Annotated in this window: 17 protein-coding genes and 1 other annotated feature; of the genes, 5 read left to right on the top strand and 12 right to left on the bottom strand. The window is 48.0% G+C overall.

Going from position 1 to position 18,762, the window contains the following annotated elements:
- Nucleotides 1-55: 55 nt before the first annotated feature.
- The 5 genes from C7R92_RS12935 to C7R92_RS12915 form a co-directional block, all read right to left on the bottom strand.
- On the bottom strand, nt 56-967 hold the full coding sequence (locus tag C7R92_RS12935) for an aminoglycoside phosphotransferase family protein (RefSeq protein WP_106834516.1): 912 nt from the start codon (nt 965-967) through the stop codon (nt 56-58).
- Nucleotides 968-1,185: 218 nt separating this feature from the next.
- On the bottom strand, nt 1,186-2,364 hold the full coding sequence (locus C7R92_RS12930; protein WP_017251967.1) for an aminotransferase: 1,179 nt from the start codon (nt 2,362-2,364) through the stop codon (nt 1,186-1,188).
- Nucleotides 2,361-2,861, bottom strand: coding sequence for an Lrp/AsnC family transcriptional regulator (locus tag C7R92_RS12925; RefSeq protein ID WP_007722565.1), 501 nt, complete (start codon nt 2,859-2,861; stop codon nt 2,361-2,363). Before C7R92_RS12925 ends, C7R92_RS12930 begins: the two co-directional genes overlap by 4 nt.
- Before the next feature lie 126 nt (nt 2,862-2,987).
- Nucleotides 2,988-3,229: a binding site (T-box leader), on the bottom strand.
- Nucleotides 3,230-3,278: 49 nt separating this feature from the next.
- The gene (locus C7R92_RS12920; RefSeq protein ID WP_106834515.1) at nt 3,279-4,775 is read right to left on the bottom strand and encodes a sensor histidine kinase; all 1,497 of its coding nucleotides are present in this window, start codon (nt 4,773-4,775) and stop codon (nt 3,279-3,281) included.
- Nucleotides 4,772-5,455 carry a response regulator transcription factor gene (locus C7R92_RS12915; RefSeq protein ID WP_069846543.1) on the bottom strand — a complete coding sequence of 228 codons (684 nt, stop codon included), beginning with the start codon at nt 5,453-5,455 and terminating at the stop codon, nt 4,772-4,774. The genes C7R92_RS12920 and C7R92_RS12915 overlap by 4 nt, the downstream gene beginning before the upstream one ends.
- Before the next feature lie 280 nt (nt 5,456-5,735).
- Here C7R92_RS12915 and C7R92_RS12910 point away from each other — a divergent pair, with 280 nt between their 5' ends.
- The 4 genes from C7R92_RS12910 to nadD all read left to right on the top strand — a co-directional run bounded on the left by C7R92_RS12910 (nt 5,736) and on the right by nadD (nt 8,646).
- Nucleotides 5,736-6,422 carry a YceI family protein gene (locus C7R92_RS12910; RefSeq protein ID WP_106834514.1) on the top strand — a complete coding sequence of 229 codons (687 nt, stop codon included), beginning with the start codon at nt 5,736-5,738 and terminating at the stop codon, nt 6,420-6,422.
- Between the two features lie 154 nt (nt 6,423-6,576).
- Nucleotides 6,577-7,365 (top strand): NUDIX hydrolase, encoded by a 789-nt coding sequence (locus C7R92_RS12905; protein ID WP_017251963.1) that lies wholly within the window; start codon nt 6,577-6,579, stop codon nt 7,363-7,365.
- Between the two features lie 66 nt (nt 7,366-7,431).
- Nucleotides 7,432-7,977: a cysteine hydrolase family protein gene (locus C7R92_RS12900; RefSeq protein WP_017251962.1), complete on the top strand. Its 546-nt coding sequence runs from the start codon at nt 7,432-7,434 to the stop codon at nt 7,975-7,977.
- Between the two features lie 30 nt (nt 7,978-8,007).
- Nucleotides 8,008-8,646: a nicotinate-nucleotide adenylyltransferase gene (nadD, locus tag C7R92_RS12895; RefSeq protein WP_106834513.1), complete on the top strand. Its 639-nt coding sequence runs from the start codon at nt 8,008-8,010 to the stop codon at nt 8,644-8,646.
- Between the two features lie 56 nt (nt 8,647-8,702).
- On the opposite strand, the gene C7R92_RS12890 is transcribed toward nadD, so the two are convergent.
- The 6 genes from C7R92_RS12890 to C7R92_RS12865 all read right to left on the bottom strand — a co-directional run bounded on the left by C7R92_RS12890 (nt 8,703) and on the right by C7R92_RS12865 (nt 15,313).
- Complete coding sequence (locus C7R92_RS12890; RefSeq protein ID WP_017251960.1) at nt 8,703-9,608, bottom strand: DMT family transporter; 906 nt, start codon at nt 9,606-9,608, stop codon at nt 8,703-8,705.
- Nucleotides 9,609-9,720: 112 nt separating this feature from the next.
- Entirely contained in the window at nt 9,721-11,847 is a 2,127-nt protein-coding gene (locus tag C7R92_RS12885) for a bifunctional diguanylate cyclase/phosphodiesterase (protein ID WP_106834576.1), read from the bottom strand.
- A 240-nt stretch (nt 11,848-12,087) separates the two neighbouring features.
- Nucleotides 12,088-13,233: an alpha-hydroxy-acid oxidizing protein gene (locus C7R92_RS12880; protein WP_167403205.1), complete on the bottom strand. Its 1,146-nt coding sequence runs from the start codon at nt 13,231-13,233 to the stop codon at nt 12,088-12,090.
- 125 nt (nt 13,234-13,358) lie between these two features.
- Nucleotides 13,359-13,619 carry a spore germination protein gene (locus C7R92_RS12875; RefSeq protein WP_017251957.1) on the bottom strand — a complete coding sequence of 87 codons (261 nt, stop codon included), beginning with the start codon at nt 13,617-13,619 and terminating at the stop codon, nt 13,359-13,361.
- 153 nt (nt 13,620-13,772) lie between these two features.
- Nucleotides 13,773-14,516, bottom strand: coding sequence for an SDR family NAD(P)-dependent oxidoreductase (locus C7R92_RS12870; protein WP_106834511.1), 744 nt, complete (start codon nt 14,514-14,516; stop codon nt 13,773-13,775).
- A gap of 41 nt (nt 14,517-14,557) precedes the next feature.
- Nucleotides 14,558-15,313, bottom strand: a complete 756-nt coding sequence (locus tag C7R92_RS12865) for an SDR family NAD(P)-dependent oxidoreductase (RefSeq protein WP_106834510.1) — start codon at nt 15,311-15,313, stop codon at nt 14,558-14,560.
- 136 nt (nt 15,314-15,449) lie between these two features.
- On the opposite strand from C7R92_RS12865, the gene C7R92_RS12860 reads away from it, so the two are divergent.
- Entirely contained in the window at nt 15,450-16,376 is a 927-nt protein-coding gene (locus tag C7R92_RS12860; RefSeq protein ID WP_069853058.1) for a LysR family transcriptional regulator, read from the top strand.
- A gap of 53 nt (nt 16,377-16,429) precedes the next feature.
- Here C7R92_RS12860 and C7R92_RS12855 read toward each other — a convergent pair whose 3' ends face one another.
- Complete coding sequence (locus C7R92_RS12855) at nt 16,430-18,721, bottom strand: glycoside hydrolase (RefSeq protein WP_106834509.1); 2,292 nt, start codon at nt 18,719-18,721, stop codon at nt 16,430-16,432.
- Between the last annotated feature and the right edge of the window lie 41 nt (nt 18,722-18,762).

Genomic DNA, 18,762 nt, shown 5'->3' with positions numbered 1-18,762 from the left:
GGATCTCATCTATTCATTTAAAATAAAGGAGGCTTCATCCCACAGGGTGAAGCCTTTACTCATTTATTAGCCTCTCAAAAACTCCCAGCATCACCAGACGACCACCGTCTACACCAAAATCCTCTATAAACCACCAAGCCGATAGCACACTATGGCAATACGCCCACGTCAACACTCTCTCTTTTTGCAAAGACAGCGCCTTCGTCAGTCCATCGACCCGCTGTTTCATTACTTCTTCTACCCCATCCTCTGGCAAATGGTTCAGCAAAAACGGAATCACCTCATACTCCGTCTCCCCGATTAGCCCCTTTGGATCAATTGCCAACCACGGCTCTCTTTCTGCGCGCAAAATATTTTCATGATGCAGATCACCATGCAGCAGGCACTGTTCTTTTTGTGTGGAGAGAAGCTTTTTGTACCATTGCATGGCTCGCTCCACCATTTGCTCGGGAATCGGTCCTATCCCCTCTTGGAAATGTGGACGAATCTTTTCCAGTCCCACAGCCCAGTCCGCTATCGTTGGAAACGTAGACGCAAGCTTGCCAGCGTTCGAAACGGGGGTATGCATCCTTTTAATCACGTCCGCCAAGCATTGAATTCGTTCTTCTTCGCTGCTCAGCTTGTCCAGTGTCTCCCCTGGCATGATGCGCTCCAAAAGCATGATCCCTTTTTCCTCGTCAGCATCGAGTAACTGCACCATCCCCCGCCCCGCAAAAGCCCGAATCGCCGTCAGCTCTCTCTGCCAGTCCAGTCCAGGCACGCCCAGCTTCAGCACTGCGTTTCTCCCATCCTGCAACACAACAGGTGCGACAAAGTTATAGGAGAGTGGAAACGGATCTAGTACCTTTAGAGACCACCGTGCTTCGCAATCGTCAATCAGCTCGTGAAAGGAATCGAGCCAAAGACGTCCCGCTTCTTTATGTATGCCCATAATTGTTTGGGTAAATTGGGTTGGCAATGAAATCATTAGGAACCCCCTCCTCGAACTACTTGCAAAACATCCTCTTGCCCCAGCTTTCAAGCTGTTCCCCTACCACAGCCGCGTAAGAAGAAGCGCATTTCCAGTCAAACGCCTCTGGGGCGTAGGCCGAAGTGCAGACTGGAAATGCGCTTCTTCCCCCCAACAACTACTCATAAAAAAGGGAGCAGCTTGAAAGCCGCCCCCCCTTTATTTCCCGGAAAATGTTAGGACAGCCGTCCCATCAAGCGCTCCATACGTTCCAGCGCCTTTTTCAATTGCTCCATCGATGTTGCATAAGAACAACGGATATGACCCTGTCCGCTTTCGCCGAACACGTCTCCAGGTACAACAGCTACCTTTTCCTCCATCAGCAGCTTCTCCGCAAACTCAGAAGAACTGAAACCTGTAGAAGCTACAGACGGGAATGCGTAGAATGCTCCGTCCGGCTCGTGGCAAGTCAATCCGATTTGACGGAATCCATCTACCACATAATTGCGGCGCTGACGGTAGCTCTCAATCATTCGTTCCATATCAGAGCGTCCATGACGCAGGGCTTCCAATGCAGCCATCTGAGCCATCGTCGGTGCACACAGCATGGTGTACTGGTGGATTTTCAGCATGCCTGCGAGCAAATCAGGCGACGCGCAAACATATCCCAGACGCCAGCCGGTCATCGCGAACGCTTTGGAAAAACCGGAGATCAGGATCGTCCGATCTTTCATCCCTGGCAGAGCCGCGATACTATCGTGCATTCGACCGTAAGTAAGCTCTGCATAAATCTCATCAGAGATCACCATAAGGTCGTGCTTTTCAATGATCGGCAAAAGTGTTTTCCACTCTTCAGCCGTCATGGTCCCCCCAGTCGGGTTATTTGGATAGCAGAAAATGATTGCTTTTGTACGCGCGGTGATGTGCGTCTCCAGCTCTTGCGGTGTCAGCTTGAACTCGTTTTCCATCGTAGTTTTCAGGAAAACAGGCACCCCGCCAGCCAAACGAATGACTGGTTCATAGGAGACATAGCAAGGCTCCACGACCAATACTTCATCACCCGGATCAAGAATGGCACGCAGTGCGATATCAATCGCTTCGCTGGCACCAACCGTCACGAGAATTTCTGTCTCTGGATGATAGCTGACAGAGAAACGTTCTTCCAAGTATTTCTGAATTTCCACGCGCAATGGCAGCATACCTGCATTGGATGTATAAGCTGTATGTCCACGCTCCAAGGAAGAAATCGAAGCTTCTCTCATGCGCCAAGGAGTGACGAAATCAGGCTCCCCTACGCCCAAGGAAATGACTCCCTCCATCGATGCTGCCAAATCGAAAAAGCGGCGAATACCTGATGGCTTCAACGACTGAACTGTATTGGATAAACGGTTTTTGACTTTGACTTGTGTACTCACGGTGTAACCACCATCCTGTGATCTTCGTCACGATCTTCCAGCTCAATACCATCGTGCTTGTAACGTTTCAAAATAAAGTGTGTAGCTGTTGAGACAACTGAATCGAGAGTGGACAGCTTTTGCGAAACAAAAGTGGCTACCTCTTTCATCGTTTTGCCTTCCAAAATAATCGACAAGTCATAGCTTGCACCAGACATCAAGTAAACAGCCTTCACTTCTGGGAAACGGCAGATTCGCTCCGCCACTTCATCAAAGCCAACATCGCGCTTCGGCGTGACTTTCACGTCAATCATGGCGTTCACGTACGGATGATCATCCACACGCTCCCAGTTCACCAGCGCTGGATATTTAACAATGACCTTCTCGGCTTCCAATGCTGCAATCGTCTGCTCAACGACCTCGGTCGGCTCTCCGATCATTTTTCCGATTTGCTCAGCGCTCATGCGACTGTCTTCTTCCAACAGGTGCAACAGCTCTCTTTGCTTCAAGCGATCCATGCCCCACCACTCCAGTTTTCTCTTTATTTTTTGTACATAAGTGCGTGTTCAAGTAGTCGACTTTTTGAACAACGGCATCATGCAAAAAGCCTCAGCAACCAGACTCATGATTTCCATGAATCCGATTGCTGAGGCGAAGGTATCGCGGTACCACTCAGCTTTTTTGCCTCTCTCACAAAAGGCAAACTTGTGCTGTCTACAAAGACATGCGCCCCATAACGTGGGCCATCCGCTGCTTTCTACTTGGCATTTTCAAAAGCAGAGCTCCAAGGTGGCTTTCAAAAAGAGTTCGCGGCTGCCCTCTCAGCTAACAGGCAACTCTCTGGACGTCAAAATCCCTTTTTTACTTTCCTTTTCACGGCTGTGTTGGTTGTTTTATTGAATGTCTCAGATTATAAATGAGGTTTTCTCTCATTGTCAACCAACAACTTCTGTCTTCTGGACCTCTTTCAAACCGATAGGCAACCAGACGCGAAACACCGTCCCTGTTCCCAGGCTGCTTTGTACGTCAATTTTTCCCCGATGATTTTCTACGATGGATTGGGTGATCGACAACCCCAAGCCAGCACCTCCGCTTTTGCGTGCGCGTGAGGATTCAATCCGGTAGAAACGGTCGAATACATGCGGGACATGCTCCGGTGCGATCCCGGCCCCATTATCTCTAATCGTCAGTTCAATCCCATTGGAAAGCTTTCTCAATGTAAGCTCGACCTCACCGTTCACAGGTCCAGTATGCTGCACCGCATTTTGAAACAGATTGAGAATGACTTGCTTCATTCCGTCACAATCAAAAGTAGCCGAAACATTCGGTTCTACGCGGAAATGAACGTTTCGGTCACCGGCCAGAACCATGAGCTGCGATTCCATACTGTGCACGACCGCGTCCAACTGCCCTTCTTGCAAAAAGAAAGCTGGTTCCCGATCCATCCGAGCCAGGTACAGCAAATCGTTGACGAGTTTGTTCAGCCGCTCTGTCTCGCCGTGCATGCTTTTCAATGCTTTCTGTAAATGTTCGGGATTTGCCGCCGCACCGCGCAGCAGCACCTCCAAAAAACCATGAATGGATGTCAGCGGTGTTCGCAATTCGTGAGAGGCATCCGCCACAAAGCGTCGCATCCGTTCTCCAGCTTCTTGTTCGATTTTAAAGGAGGTTTCCAACCGCTCCAGCATTCCATTAAAGACCGCCGATAATTGATCAATCTCCATCTGACCTTGATCCATCGGCAGTCGTTCATCCAAATTACCCGCATTGATCCGTTCAACTGTAACCTCAATACGCGAAAGTGGATTCAGCGTACGACGGAGCACAGGCACATAGGTTAACAAACCAATGAGCAAGGCGAGTGCAGACGCAGAGAAGAAAATGATCAACTGTGGAAAGAGCACTTCCCGCATCGAGCCAACAGGTGTACTCAGTTGTACGATTCCTTGCAGCTGTTCAGGTGATTTGATAGGTGCCAGCACGACCAAATAATCCTTCCCAGTGCTACCTTCCAAAATTTTGTATTTAAAACTGCATACACCACTAGCTAAGATCTCGCGGTATAAACTCTCAGGAAAGCGCGGGGAATACCCTTCGGTCGGATTCGCAAACAGCTCCGTCACGTTGGCGTCATTGTCAATAAAGGCATACTTGATATCGGGTGTACGCAAGGAAAGCAACGCGCTGACATACTGATCGTTTTTCGGGAGCGTTTCCGTGTCTTCCAAGACCTGATAAGGAACGGTAACTGCCAGATTTAACAGGCTTTCCGCTTTGCTGCGATATAAGAACTGCTCCATCAATAAGTATTGAATCATGCCGATTAGAAGCAGCAACCCGGATAAGATAAATAACGAACGTGACAACAGCTGGTAGCGCAAAGAGTTCGGTTCTAGGAAGGCGGCCCATTGATTGTTTCGATTCATCGTCATACAAAATCAACCCGATAGCCCGCACCGCGCAATGTGCGAATGATCCGATGCTGACGATCGTTCAGTTTGTCACGCAGGGAGCGGATATACACCTCGACAATATTCTCCTCCCCACCAAAATCATAGCCCCACACATTATCCAGAATCATGGGTTTACTCAACACCAAGCCGTGGTTCGTCACCAAATATTTCAGCAAAGAGTATTCCGTTGGCGATAGCTCCAGAAGCGTGTCCTCGTAGCTAATCTCCTTTCGTCTGTCATCGATCTGGAAGGGGCCGAGATGTACCTTGGAGAGCAGATGCGGGTAATGATTGCGAATGCGAGCATGGATACGGGCAAGCAGCTCCTCAAAGCTAAACGGCTTGATCATATAATCATCAGCACCCAACTTCAGCCCTTTTACCCGATCCTCTACGTCTTCTCTGGCTGTTAGCATGATCGTTGCTACATTCTGTATCTTTTTCAGCATCCGGCATACCTCGAAGCCGTCCATACCTGGCATCATCACATCGAGAATGACGACATGGGGCTGATGCTCCTTCACCATGGTCACCGCGGTCATCCCATCTTGTGCCGTCAATACTTGGAAGCCTTCATTTTCAAGACCCATCTCCAAAAATTGCAGGATGGTCGGTTCATCATCGACAAGCAATATTTTAATGCCTTTGTTTAGGCTCATTTTTTTCACCTCACCTCTATTTTACCTGAACAGGCCAAGAGTAGCTGAATGTTTGCTGAATATGCCCTGAGTACGAGCTGAAAGCTTTTTACAGAATAACAAACCAAAAAATGTAAATTTCATATAAAAAACGTTGATAATTCTCTTACCATTGCACTTTCAACAAACTTTCAGCCAGCTTTCAAGACCCACTCAGCTTCCTCTCTCATAATGATCCCTGCGTAGTCAAATACATACGACTCAAATCTGAACACTTCAAAAACATGGAGGTTATACAATAATGAAAAAGAATTCGGTTATCCTGACAGCTTCAATTGCCACGCTCGTGGTCGGTATCGGAGGTTACATGCTCTATGACTATTTCGTGGGAAACCATGTGGAGATTCAGCCTGCAGCTGCGGTAACCACAGCCTCATCTACCGCTTCCTCAACGGCTTTGACAGCAGATCAACTGAATAAAAAATGGACGATTAATGACCAGTCCAAAGTCTATTTCTCCGTAACGACGTCGAAAGAAACGGTAAACTTTGAAATGGACGGGATTACCGGCAGCTGGGATGTGAACCTCTCTGCACCAGATCAAATGAAAGCAACAGCTTCCGCTGACTTGAATCAGCTGAACTCCGGTAATGAAAAGCGCGACACCCATATTAAATCTCCTGATTACTTTGATACTGCCGTGCACCCAGCTGCTACTTTTGAAGCGAAATCTTTTGAGAACTGGCCAACCACATGGACAGAGGGACAAAAGGCTTCGTTCACCATCAATGGCGTCCTGACCGTAAAAGGAATTGCCAAAGACGTGAAAATTAATGCTGACGCGATTTATTCCCAAGGCAAGCTACAGTTGGAAGGAACATCCATCGTAACGTTTGGTGACTTCGGATTGACCAGCCCTCATACAATCGTGGCCAAAACGGAAGAAAACATTAACATTACATTGCGACTCGCGCTGGATGCTGTTTAATCACTCGCTTTTCGCAGGAACTGCTTCGAGAGACGTCTGACATTCACAGACGTCTTTTTTCACATATTTTTACATTGTGATATTGACATTGTTAATTCGATATCATACCATAAAAGCATGATAACAGATTCGAGCAAACGGAAAGGATGATCTTGTGAGTACGTCTCCCCTTCGAGCCAAACGCATCCACTATCGGACCAAAAAGTACCGCTCGCCGGATGGGCTTCCAACAGATATTTGCCTCTTTACGATCCTTTCCATCCCGCGCCAAACGAAAACAAAATCGCTGCCACACAAGCAATTGGCCGTTCTTTTAATCAAGCGAAAAAGCGATATATTTGGAGAGCAATGGGCCTTGCCTGGCGGGTTTTCCCATGAATCGGAGACACTGGACGAATGCGCCTATCGTGAGCTGAAAGAAGAGACGAATATTGACCGCGATGTACACATCGAGCAGTTGAAGACGTACTACAAGCCGGGAAGAGACCCTCGTGGTTGGATCCCGAGTGTTGCCTATGTCTCCCTCGTTCATGAAGATTTATTGAAGCACGCACAGGCAAATGATGACGCATCGGACGCGCAGCTGTTTCCGATTGAGGAAGCCTTTGCCCTCAACCTTGCTTTTGACCATCGTGAAATTTTAACTGACGCCTTACAGCGAGTTCGTGAGCAGATGCTGCAAACGACTATTGCCAAAGCGTTTTTGCCAGATGAGTTTACCTTGAGTGAGCTGCTGCAAGTGATTGAGACTGTCGTTCCATCCTTTTCGGCAAAAGATCGCGGTAATTTTGAGCGTCGCTTGCTTGCGACAACCCGACGACAAGGACTTCTCGAGCCAGTTCTATCCGCTGACGGACAGCCTGTCTACTCGACCGAGTTTTCGAATTCGCCAGCCAAGCTCTATCGCTTTACTGGCTTTACCCCAATTGCCATGATTTACTGAGCAAGGACACTTTCTCGGTGCTGAACAGCTGACTTTTTGAACGCACAAATTCAGGAGGTTTTTGCCATGAAAGCTTTAATTGTGATCGACTACACAAATGATTTTGTCGCGACAGATGGTGCATTGACTTGTGGTGAGCCTGGTCAGGCTATTGAAGGACGCATTGGAGAATTGATCCGCGACTTCCTCGCAGAAGGCGACTTTGTCGTCATGGCAGTCGATGCTCATCGCGAGCAGGACCCGTACCACCCTGAGACAGGCCTCTACCCTCCGCATAACATTATCGGTACGTCTGGCCGGAATTTGTATGGCAGCATTCAGGAGATTTACGAGGAATTCGAAGATACGATTCACTGGATGGATAAGACGCGCTACAGTGCTTTTCAAGGCACCGACCTTGCGCTATTGTTGCGTACGAGAGGTATCACTGAGATTCATCTGGTAGGTGTCTGCACGGACATTTGTGTATTGCATACAGCGATTGAAGGCTTCTATAATGGCTTTTCTGTCGTCATCCACGAGGATGCAGTAGCGAGCTTTCTTCCAGAAGGTCACAAATGGGCTCTCGGTCATTTTCAGAACCAGCTTGGTATGACTGTCCGCAAAAAATAACAGGCTCATGGCGAATAGGAGGCAATCTTCATGCGAATCGGCATTTATGGCAGCAGCTTTGATCCCATCACGTACAGCCATTTGTTCACGGCAGCGACCGTCGCTCATCGGAGACGACTGGATAAAGTCATTTTCGTACCATGCTCTTCAAAGCGTCATGATAAAAAATTGCAGACAGAGGACGTCCATCGCTTGCACATGCTCAAACTGGCTTTGGAAAGCAGTACACACAAAACAAACAAGTATGGCGAACCACTTTTCGAAATTTCTACAGTCGAGATGGATGCCTTGCCAGGTGAAACCTATACGTATGATACGATGATTCACATGAAAAAGAAGTATCCGAACGACGAGCTCTTTTTCATTATGGGATCGGATTTGTTAGAGGGGCTGTCGAACTGGGGCAACGCTGAAAAGCTGGTCGCAGGCTTCAACTTCATCGTGATGTCGCGCGAAGGCTATCCGACCGCTGACCTGATTGCGGAGGACGCGCTGCTGCGCAATCACGACGAGCATTTTCTCATTATGAGCAAAGGCATCAACATGGGAATTAGCTCTACCTATATCCGAGACGAAATCCGCAAAGGCGGAGACCCCAGCTTCCTGTTGCCGGATGCTTGCCTTCAGTACATTTATGAAAAAGGAATTTACAAAGAGCCCTACGTATAAATCCAAAAAGAAAAACAGCCGAACCTGAGAAGTGTCGGCTGTTTTTGTCGTCTCCATCAACGATTGAGAGTATTAGCAATTGCAGGCTGTCTTATCTTTTTCTGATAGTTCACCAAGTAAATACTGCACACGATCAATACCAGACCAGCAATGAGCGAATACGTAATCGGCTCGTCCATAAAAATGGTGCCAGTGACGACTGCGATGAGCGGCACAAGAAACGTAAAGGCGGCCACCTTGCTCGCCTCGCCTGCATTCACGAGCCCAAAGTAAATGACAATGGCAATCGGTACCCCAAATGTAGCGCCATAGCTGAGACCGATCAGATACGGAACATTCCAGACAATGTCGGACCAGCTCTCTACGCCTGTCCCCAAAAGAGTTAAGGCCGCGCCACCGATGATGCATTGCATGGCAACCATCCACAGCGAATCTACCTTGGCACTGACTTTTTTCACATAGATCACGCCCAGCGCCCACGTAAGAGCCGTCAACAAACCTAAAATGACGCCAACGATGGAAACCTGTCCAGTCAGTCCATCTGCACTGACCGCAAGTATCCCGAGGAATCCCATGATCAGCCCAATGACCTTGAGGACCGTCATGCTCTCACCCAGCCACAACCAAGCAAAGAGTCCTATCAAGATTGGCTGGAAGTACACCAACACAGAGAATAATCCACCTGGCAAATATACGAGTCCAACCGTCTGAATGCCGTAAAAGCACAAGGTATTCAGAAAGGCAGATATACAATAGCGCAACCAGTTTTCACGCCAGTTGATCTTTTTCCATTTCGGTAAAATGAATAAAGCGAGCAGAAGTCCGCCAATCAGCGAACGCATTCCTGCGAATAAAATCGGTGGCGTATAGGCGAGTGACATTTTGTAGATCGACCAGCTTAATCCCCACATCAATACCAAACTTGCAATAGCGACAACAGTCTTACCCGAAAACTTTCCCACGAGGGGCCTCCCTTTCTAGCTGCACACTTGCTCTTCTGTTTTTGTCCGCCTCTTATAGTACCACACAAAAGAAGAAGCCGGATGTTCTCACCCGGCTTTGCTTCCTGCCATATTATTGCAGCTCTTGGCGCAGGAACTGGTCGAAAGCATCTGTCGGAAGCGGCTTGCTGAACAGATAGCCTTGACCATGGTCGCAGCCATTTTCCTTCAAAGCCGCTACTTGATCATGGAGCTCAATTCCCTCTGCGATGACATTCATATTGAGACTTTGCGCGATCGTGACAATCGCTTTTACAATCGCTTGACTCTCTTGGTTGTGATGAATGTCGCGAATAAATGAGGCGTCAATTTTGATGGTATCGACTGGCAAGCTCTTAATATAACTAAACGAGCTATAGCCTGTCCCAAAATCATCAATCGAAATTTGGATGCCGATGTCCCGAATCTGCTGCAGGACTGCCGTCGCCTCTTCCATTTTGACAAAAATACTCTCCGTAATCTCGAGCTCTAGCCAATCAGGGGACAGATTTGTTTCCCGAAGAATATCTTTGATCATCTCGACCAGATCTTTTTGATAGATCTGTCTCGCTGACAAATTCACAGAGACCTTCAGGGTATATCCTTGATCGTGCCAAAATTTATTTTGTTTGCACGCCTGTTTCAAAATCCATTCCCCAAGCGCCAGAATCATCCCTGTCTCCTCAGCGATAGGAATAAAACGATTCGGCGGGATGATGCCCAGCTCTGGATGCACCCATCTAACGAGCGCCTCCATGCCAGTCATCGCGCTTGTCATAATATCGATTTTGGGCTGGTAGTAAATTTGGAACTGCTCTTGTGCAATGGCTTTCCGCATCTCATTTTCCATCAAGATACGCTCTAGCGACTTCGCCTCCATCGTCGGATCGAAAAAGTCATAGCCATTCTTCCCGCGCGATTTCACTGTATATAAGGCCGTATCGGCCCGTTTCAACAAATCTTCGGGATTGTCCCCATCTTGCGGGTACAAGGCGATGCCGATGCTACACGACACGTTGAACACATGACCCTCCAATTCAAACGGCCGCTGCAACTGATTCATGATCTGCTCTGCCAATGCAGACGCTTCGCTTCGATCTTGCAGATGGTTCTGCATAATCGTAAATTCGTCTCCACCCAACCTGGCCACGACATCTCCTGGCTTGAGGCATGCCTGTAGACGTTTTGATGCTTCGATCAGCAACATATCCCCTACATCATGACCGAACGAATCGTTCACATCCTTGAAGCGATCCATGTCCAAAAACAGCACAGCCAGATTCGATTGGAAACGCTTGGCCTGCATCATTTCCTTGCTGAGCTGTTGAACATACATCCGTCGATTCGGCAGGTCTGTCAACGCATCGTGATAAGCCAAGTGATGAATCGTCTCTTCGGACTGTTTCCGGTCTGTAACGTCACGGGTAACGAGGAGCAGCTTGGTCACATTTCCTTCTTCATCCGCTATCGGATTGATTTTGCTTTCTGTCCAGATAACATCGTTTCTTTGGGTGTTAATCCGGCACTCTACCATGTACTCTTTACGTGTAGAGAAGGCATGCTGAATCGCATAAGCAAAAATATCTCGGTCATCCTCCACAATCCACTCGAACAGGTTATGGATTTCCTCATCAGGAACGGTATGCTCCCATACCCGCTTGTGAGATGGGGACAAATAGAGAAACTCCCCATCCAGGTTGATGATGCTGATGATATCCGATGTGTTTTCCGCGATAATGCGATACTTTTCTTCACTCCGCTTGAGCTCGTCTTCCATTTGCTTGCGACATGTGATATCACTGCGAATGGAAAGGTATTGATAGATTTCGCCCTCTTGGTTCTTAAATGGCACGATGGTTGTATCGACCCAATAATAGCTGCCATCTTTGGCGCGATTACGAATTTCCCCCCGCCAGACCTGGCCAGATCGAATACAAGACCACATTTCTTTAAAAAAGCCTTTCGGATGGTAACCCGAATTAAGAATACGATGGTCTTTTCCAATCAATTCGCTTCGTTCGTATTTGGATATGCGGCAAAATTGCTCATTTGCCCGCAAAATAATCCCCTTATGGTCCGTAATTGCCAAGATCGTGGATTGGTCCAAAGCGTATTTGACATCTGCCAGCTCATTCACAACCATGTTCAGCTCACCATCTTTTTCGCGTAGTAGCCCAGCCCAATCTTGGGGTGTCAGTGAAGATATCATTTGGTTATTCATTTCAATCTCCTGTTTATACTTTCGAATACAGTCAAAAAAAATGATCCTTACAGAAGGATCGTAACGTTCTGGATACAGTTCGTTCCATTTTACCATGTTTTTCCGAAAGATCAACGAGAACAACTGCGGTAGAAACAACATTTTTACAAACTTCTTGAGGTGTCCATACGAAAAAAATGAACCAGCACACGTAGCCTGGCTCACTTTTTTCAACAATGGGTATGATTGGACTGCTACCCCTTACAAACGGGCCAAAATGCTGCGATTGAGGTCTGCGACAGAATTGCTGCCAGACAGCGCCATCGCGACGTCAAATTCATGGATGAGTGTATCTAACACACTCGCTACGCCTTGCTCTCCGGCAACAGCCAGACCATACAGGAATGGACGACCGATCAGGATAGCATTGGCACCTAAAGCAATTGCTTTCACGACATCTGCTCCTGTACGCACGCCACTGTCGAGCAAGACAGGTATTTTGCCAGCTACCACCTCGGCAATCGCTGGCAACGCATCCAGCGTAGAAATGGCGCCATCCATCTGCCGCCCACCGTGATTGGAAACGATGATTCCATCTACGCCATGCTCTAAAGCAAGCCGCGCATCATCCGGATGCAAAATGCCTTTTACCAAAATCGGCAGGCGAGTATGCTCACGCAAAAAGGCGATATCGTTCCAATTCAGCGCTGGATGATAAATGTTTTTCAACACTTCCTCCACTGCATTCTCCGGCGTTACCTCAGGGAGTCTCGAGCAAAAAACAGGGTCTGTCAAGTAATTCGCCAGTCCTCTTCCTTCGCGCAGTGGCGAATACCCGTTACGGAAGTCTCTGCGCTTCCACCCTAGCATAACGGTATCTACCGTGAGGACAATGGCAGAATAGCCAGACTTTTCCGCTCGTCTGACCATGCTCGCAGAAACCTCTCGATCATTCGACCAATAGAGCTGGAACCAACGATAGGCATCGCCCATCACTTCAGCAATCTGTTCGAGCGAGTGAGCGGAAACCGTACTGGCTACGAACGGCACTCCGGCTGCTGCCGCCGCCTTTGCAGACGCCAGCTCCCCATCGGGATGTGAAATCGTCTGCATACCCACAGGAGCCAAGAAGATCGGTGTGCGTAACGCTTGATTATACATCGAGATACCAAGTGTGCGATTCGTCACATCCCGCATCATCCGCGGAATGATTGCCCAACGGGAAAAAGCTGTCCGGTTTTCTACCAGCGTTTCCTCTGCCCCTGATCCCCCGGCAACGTAATCAAATGGCCCATCCGGTAACACCTCTCGCGCCTTTTTCTCCCAATCCTCAATGGAAATCGGCAGTGCCTGCGTGTCTTTGTTCACACGGGTAAATAAGAGTGATTCCCCATTTGTTTTCATCATCTGGTTTGCTTCCTTTCTGCGATCGTCTTTCATCTTTTTTATCTCAATTCACATAAATTCGCAATAGTCTTAATCTCTTTTCTATTCCACAAGCTTGTCCACATTCGCAAATGCCTTTATCAAGTCTACTTTTTCTTTTTGCCTTTTCGGGCTTTGCGACGGATTTGTTTCTTTGCTTTTTTTTCCTTCATTCCACGGGTAATTGAACCCACCCATGTGATGGTTTGACTATTTTCATTGATGACCTTTACCACGTTACCACTGTTGTTTCCACCTGAACCGGCAAACGCTTTGGTTACGCTTTTAGGAGAGTTATTTGCCGTATCACCAAAGTTAATGTTTCCGACATTGTTGTTGATTGTCACAGTTCCCACAAAAGTCGGCAATTCCTCTCCCTCCCCGTCTGCAATGGCTTATTCCCATCATATTCGGACGGTTTTGCGCCCGCTTGGACGATGGTTGAGGGCATTTGTCCGATGTGGTCTTGCGAAAAAAAAATCTCCCCGAGTAGACAAATCTACGCGAGGAGAAAGACCTTTTTATTGCGCGGTATAACCGCCGTCGACCAGCAGGCTTGTCCCTGTGACGAAGGAAGCATCATCGCTGGCAAGGAACAGAACAGCCTTGGCGACTTCTTCTGGTTTACCCAAGCGCCCCATCGGATGCAATCCAATCAGGTGCTCGTTTAAGGCTTCATCTCGACCAGCGATCAGCGGCGTGTCAATATAGCCCGGGCAAACCGCATTTACGCGAATCCCTTGCTTCGCATACGTAAGTCCCAGTGTCTGGGTCAGGAGCTTCACTCCACCTTTGGCGGAAGAGTATGCGGTCACGCCAGCTTTTCCGGCATGGCTATGGATCGAGCCGCAGTTGACAATCGCGCCGCCAGTTCCTTGCGCCAGCATTTGCTCGATAACGTATTTATCGCACAAGAACACGCCAGTCAGATTGATATCAATCGTTCTTTGCCAATCATCCATGCTCAACAGATGACCTGGTGCGTCTTTCGCGATACCCGCATTGGCAAACAGAATGTCTACCTTTCCGAACTTTTCTACAGTGGCGTTCACCATGTTTTTCACTTCGTCTTCTTTCGTTACGTCCGTTTTCACGAACAACGCATCGAAGCCTGCTTGATTCAGCTCTTCCGCCAATTCATTACCACGTGAGGAGAAGTCAGCAATCACTACTTTCGCCCCTTCTTTTGCGAAGAGACGGACGGTCGTCTCTCCGATTCCGCTTGCTCCACCTGTTACGATCGCTACTTTATTTTCGAGTCTCATGGGTAACTCCTCCTATTTTCAAAAATGGTATTCATACCGTTTTATCTCGCTGTTGCGCCGCCATCGATGACGAATTCCGCCCCTGTGACATGAGAAGACTCGTCAGAAGCGAGGAACAGCACCATATTGGCTACATCCTCAACAGTTCCGAGTCGACCTGTTGGAGTCGCTTGTGCCAACTCTGATTTGGAATGCTTTGTCGTTTCCGAAGCATAGGACACCATGTTTGTATCGATATAGCCAGGGTGAATCGAGTTCACGCGCACACCGTGTGCCGCATACTCCATCGCTGCATCCTTGGACATGATGCGAACCGCTCCCTTGCTCGCTCCGTACAAGACGTGACCCGGTGCACCAAAAAGCCCAGCGATGGAAGAGGCATTGATGACAGAACCACCTTGTTGTTTTGCCATGAGGGGCATCACATGCTTCATTCCCAAAAAGACACCCGTTACGTTAATCGCCATGAGGCGATTCCATTCCTCTACGGTAATCTCCGCCAACGGTTTAATGATATAAATGCCTGCATTGTTGAACAGGATATCTACTTTGTCGTATTGCTCAACGGTGGTTGCCACTACTTGCTGCCATTGCTCTTCGCGGCTTACATCATGCGCAATCGCGATGGCTTCTCCACCTGCATCCTTGATTTCCGCTACCGTCTGCGAGGCACTGTCCAGATTAATATCGGTAACGACTACTTTCGCACCTTCCTTGGCAAAGCGGATCGCCGTTGTTTTCCCAATCCCTGTTCCTCCACCGGTAATAACCGCTACTTTTCCTTCGAGTCTTGCCATTGCAAACGCCTCCATTTCGCTCTTCTCTTGTATCTGATCCCTTGCCTTGCTTTCATTATAGGACTCTTTTATATTTAAAAATATGTAAACATACTTACCCTTGCTTAAGTACGACTAAAGGATGTGACACTACGCTATGCATCTGGAACAGCTTGAATATATCGTAGAAATAGCGAAGGCAGGCTCCCTGACCAAAGCGGCCCAGAACAAGCATGTGACCCTCTCCGCCATCAGCCAGTCACTCGCGAGTCTGGAAGCAGAGCTGGGCGTTACTCTGTTTACACGTTCGCGCCTTGGAGCTGTACCGACCTCTGAGGGGCGCATCATCATCAAAAAAGCGTTTGAAGCCTTGGGAATAATCCAGGAGATCTGGGAGGAAGCACAAAACTACACGAACACGTTGACGGGTGAGCTGAGACTCGCTACGATTCCCGGGCCCATGAATCTACTAGTCGATGCCGTCGCGAGCTTTAAGAAAGATTATCCTCACATCCGTACCGAAATTGCAGAAAAAGGCACGCAGGAAATATTAGAGGACATTCTTCATGACAAGCTGGACATCGGGCTAGTCATCATCCACGAGAACCTGCTCAAAAAGAGCGAGGGACTTGGCTTGGTGTTCGAACAGCTGCTAGAGGGGAAAATGGTCGTCGGCGTCCCCAAAAACTCGCCCCTTGCCTATCAGGATTCCGTTACGCCCGAAGAGCTTCGCAAGCAATCCTTTGTCCTGTACAACGACGACTATGTCAAATGGTTCGTAGAGGATTTTGCCGCTACGTATGGTCCTGTCGACATTTTGTTTACGAGTAACAACACAGAAGCCCTCCGCAATGCGATCCGGCAAAATCTCGCTGTTACGATCGGACTGGACTACTCTTTTGTTCATGAACCACATTTGCAAGACTCCGATACGAGAACCCTTGATTTAGATATCCCTTATCAACAACCTATTTATTATGGCTGGGTCCGCTCTGCGGAACGGCATTACTCCCGCATTTCCATGAACTTTATCAATCGACTCCAATACGATTTGAAAAGCAAGAAATACTCCCCGCTTCTTTAGTAAGCAAAAAGGCTGCCGCATTATTTTCGCGGACAGCCTTTTTCTATTCATTCTTACTGCGCTGGAGCAAGGAATGTCTGTTTATTCTTACCATCGATGATGAGAGCCGTTCTAGCCTTCACCACTTGATTTTCGTACGTGAAATCTTTCTGTGAGAAATTGGCGATCACTTGCAAATCATCCCCATAAACTGCCTTTTGCACGAGTCTGTCTTCAGACAACACGCGATAATCGGTCATCTCTTGCTGCACTGCTTTTTTATGGAAGGGAGACCACACCTTCAGATAGTTCATGATCAACTCTTGTTCAGCATCCCACATCTTTCTATCCACATGATAGAGCGGCGGAACATTGTAGAGCAGCTCTTTGAGCATACGAGTACCGACTTCTCCCTTGATCTTCAGGCTCCCCCACTCCCAGTGATGGCTTGTGATCACCGAGTTATTGTACACCAGTTTGTATAGCGGCAAGGAGTATGCTGGATCAATGTACACATGCTGGTACTCTTCCTTGATCGGAACCTGCTTCTTGTATCGCTCTGGAATCTCACCCGCTGGGGACCAATAACCTCCCACATAATACGGGCTTTGCTTGTTTTTTCGCATATCTGGATCTGCCCATTTGATGACAGGCGTCTCAATCCCGTGGGCAAAAGCAATGCTTCTGCTAGCGAAGTCGTTGCCCGTCTCAGAGCCAACGACCAATTTCTTTTCATCACGAATATAGTCCATCCGCGCAAGCTTCGCCTTCATATCCTGTGCTTCTGTCGTCGTGTGCTCAGGCGAATAATCATCGTTGAAATCTCCTGCTGCATCCACATCAATAAACCACGAGTTAAAAGCGACATCGTTCCTCATGATTTCATCCATGCGCTGCTTCACACTTGGCAGCGATAAGGTTGGATTCAGCAATCTGCCACGTTGCAGAAAACCAGCCTTCTTTTCTCCATTTTTCTTCGTGATTGTCGCATTCTCATACAAGCTCTTATCCTTGAAAATGGCCGTATTCCAATCCTGATTTTCTTCCTTATGAATGGAATGGTACGAGTCGTAGCTGGCGATCAAATAGCCTGTATCATTCGCCTGTTGAATGAATGCTGGCTTCATGTAAGCGGCAGTCCAGTCCGGCAAGCCGATCCATGCATTCGTAATTCCGGCTGCTTTCATGTCCTTGAGCAGATCAGTAGAATCCGCATTGCCCCACTTTTCTACCGGTGGAACGGCATCCTGCAATACACTTTTCAGCAGTTGTTTGTTCAAGTCGTACAGCTGTGCTTCCGTCAGCTTGTCGATCCCTTTTCCGATGAGTTCTTTTGTCTTCTCATCGACGTTCGTAAATAGCTTCGGATTGTAAAACTCACGCGAGCGCAACGCATAGTTGAACCCGCTGATGATCGCTCTCTTCTGGTAGTCCGCGACGTAATCCTGTTTTTGAATCTCGCGGAATTGCTGGATGCTCTCTTTTCCATCCTCGCTGCTTTGCAAGAACTGCTCCATCCATCCGATGAAGTTCGCGTCCAGTTTGGTTTTCAATGCACGCCATTTTACATCCTCAGCAGTCAGGAAGCTCTTGTTCCACAAATAAAAATGAGGAGCTCCGTACAGCTTTTCCACATCCGGGTTCGCTTTCGCTTTTTCAGCCAGAGTCAGCAGCTCTCCCTTTTCCTTTATATAATCCTTGTACACGCCTGCAATGCTGACTGGATCATTGTCTGTCACATACAAGCGGAATCCATAGGTCTTGTCTGAATTAATCGTCGGGAACTCATGCGAGAACGTGAAGGAAATCGTCGGATCGACTGCAAAATCAACTGTACTGTTAAACAAGTTGTCCACCACGTACATGAGCGCGTACTTGTTCTTATTGACAGCAAAAAAGCGCATGGAGAATGACTCCGCGAAAGTAAGACTCTCCTCTTTGAAAAAGGACTGCCACTCTCTGTCGGCGGCAGGAATCCACTTTCCTTCCCCCAAAGGCAGCATATAGCTAGGTCCTTTCACGGTAGGCCAGGAAAAGCTCTCTGTCCCTGTCGAGGTTAGAGTGATTTGCAAATAATCCTCTTTCTTTTGAAGCGAGACGTCCAGCTTATCGTCTGGGTAGCTCCAGGTAATCTCTTGCTCACCTTTTTGTACATTCGCTACCTTACGCGCTGGCATAGGCTCAGAAGCGCTTTCCTTCACTCCGTCTTTCTCTACAAATACTTCGAAGGTCTCCGGCTTCACATCAAAAGTAAAATCTGCGTGTTGCTTCGCCTGCACTTGCCCGTTAGCATGGTTGCTCTCACAACCAACTACTACTTGGAGCATGAGGGCGAACACGATGAGTAAAATCGCTTTTCTTTTCATGAAATCCTCCTAGATCGAATAACTATGTATGTCGTATTACG

The organism is Brevibacillus porteri, from assembly GCF_003013475.1.
In the GTDB taxonomy this organism is placed as follows: Bacteria; Bacillota; Bacilli; order Brevibacillales; family Brevibacillaceae; genus Brevibacillus; species Brevibacillus porteri.
The sequence above is the reverse complement of the archived record's forward strand: the minus strand, read 5'-3'. Positions and strand labels throughout refer to the sequence as shown.

Excerpts from the sequence above, each read along its gene's own strand:
- C7R92_RS12920 (WP_106834515.1), bottom strand. The coding sequence starts at position 4,775 with ATGACGATGAATCGAAACAATCAATGGGCCGCCTTCCTAGAACCGAAC.
- C7R92_RS12855 (WP_106834509.1), bottom strand. The coding sequence starts at position 18,721 with ATGAAAAGAAAAGCGATTTTACTCATCGTGTTCGCCCTCATGCTCCAA.
- C7R92_RS12915 (WP_069846543.1), bottom strand. The coding sequence starts at position 5,455 with ATGAGCCTAAACAAAGGCATTAAAATATTGCTTGTCGATGATGAACCG.
- C7R92_RS12885 (WP_106834576.1), bottom strand. The coding sequence starts at position 11,847 with ATGAATAACCAAATGATATCTTCACTGACACCCCAAGATTGGGCTGGG.
- C7R92_RS12870 (WP_106834511.1), bottom strand. The coding sequence starts at position 14,516 with ATGAGACTCGAAAATAAAGTAGCGATCGTAACAGGTGGAGCAAGCGGA.
- C7R92_RS12925 (WP_007722565.1), bottom strand. The coding sequence starts at position 2,861 with ATGGATCGCTTGAAGCAAAGAGAGCTGTTGCACCTGTTGGAAGAAGAC.
- C7R92_RS12860 (WP_069853058.1), top strand. The coding sequence starts at position 15,450 with ATGCATCTGGAACAGCTTGAATATATCGTAGAAATAGCGAAGGCAGGC.
- C7R92_RS12865 (WP_106834510.1), bottom strand. The coding sequence starts at position 15,313 with ATGGCAAGACTCGAAGGAAAAGTAGCGGTTATTACCGGTGGAGGAACA.
- C7R92_RS12880 (WP_167403205.1), bottom strand. The coding sequence starts at position 13,233 with ATGATGAAAACAAATGGGGAATCACTCTTATTTACCCGTGTGAACAAA.
- C7R92_RS12910 (WP_106834514.1), top strand. The coding sequence starts at position 5,736 with ATGAAAAAGAATTCGGTTATCCTGACAGCTTCAATTGCCACGCTCGTG.
- nadD (WP_106834513.1), top strand. The coding sequence starts at position 8,008 with ATGCGAATCGGCATTTATGGCAGCAGCTTTGATCCCATCACGTACAGC.
- C7R92_RS12900 (WP_017251962.1), top strand. The coding sequence starts at position 7,432 with ATGAAAGCTTTAATTGTGATCGACTACACAAATGATTTTGTCGCGACA.
- C7R92_RS12935 (WP_106834516.1), bottom strand. The coding sequence starts at position 967 with ATGATTTCATTGCCAACCCAATTTACCCAAACAATTATGGGCATACAT.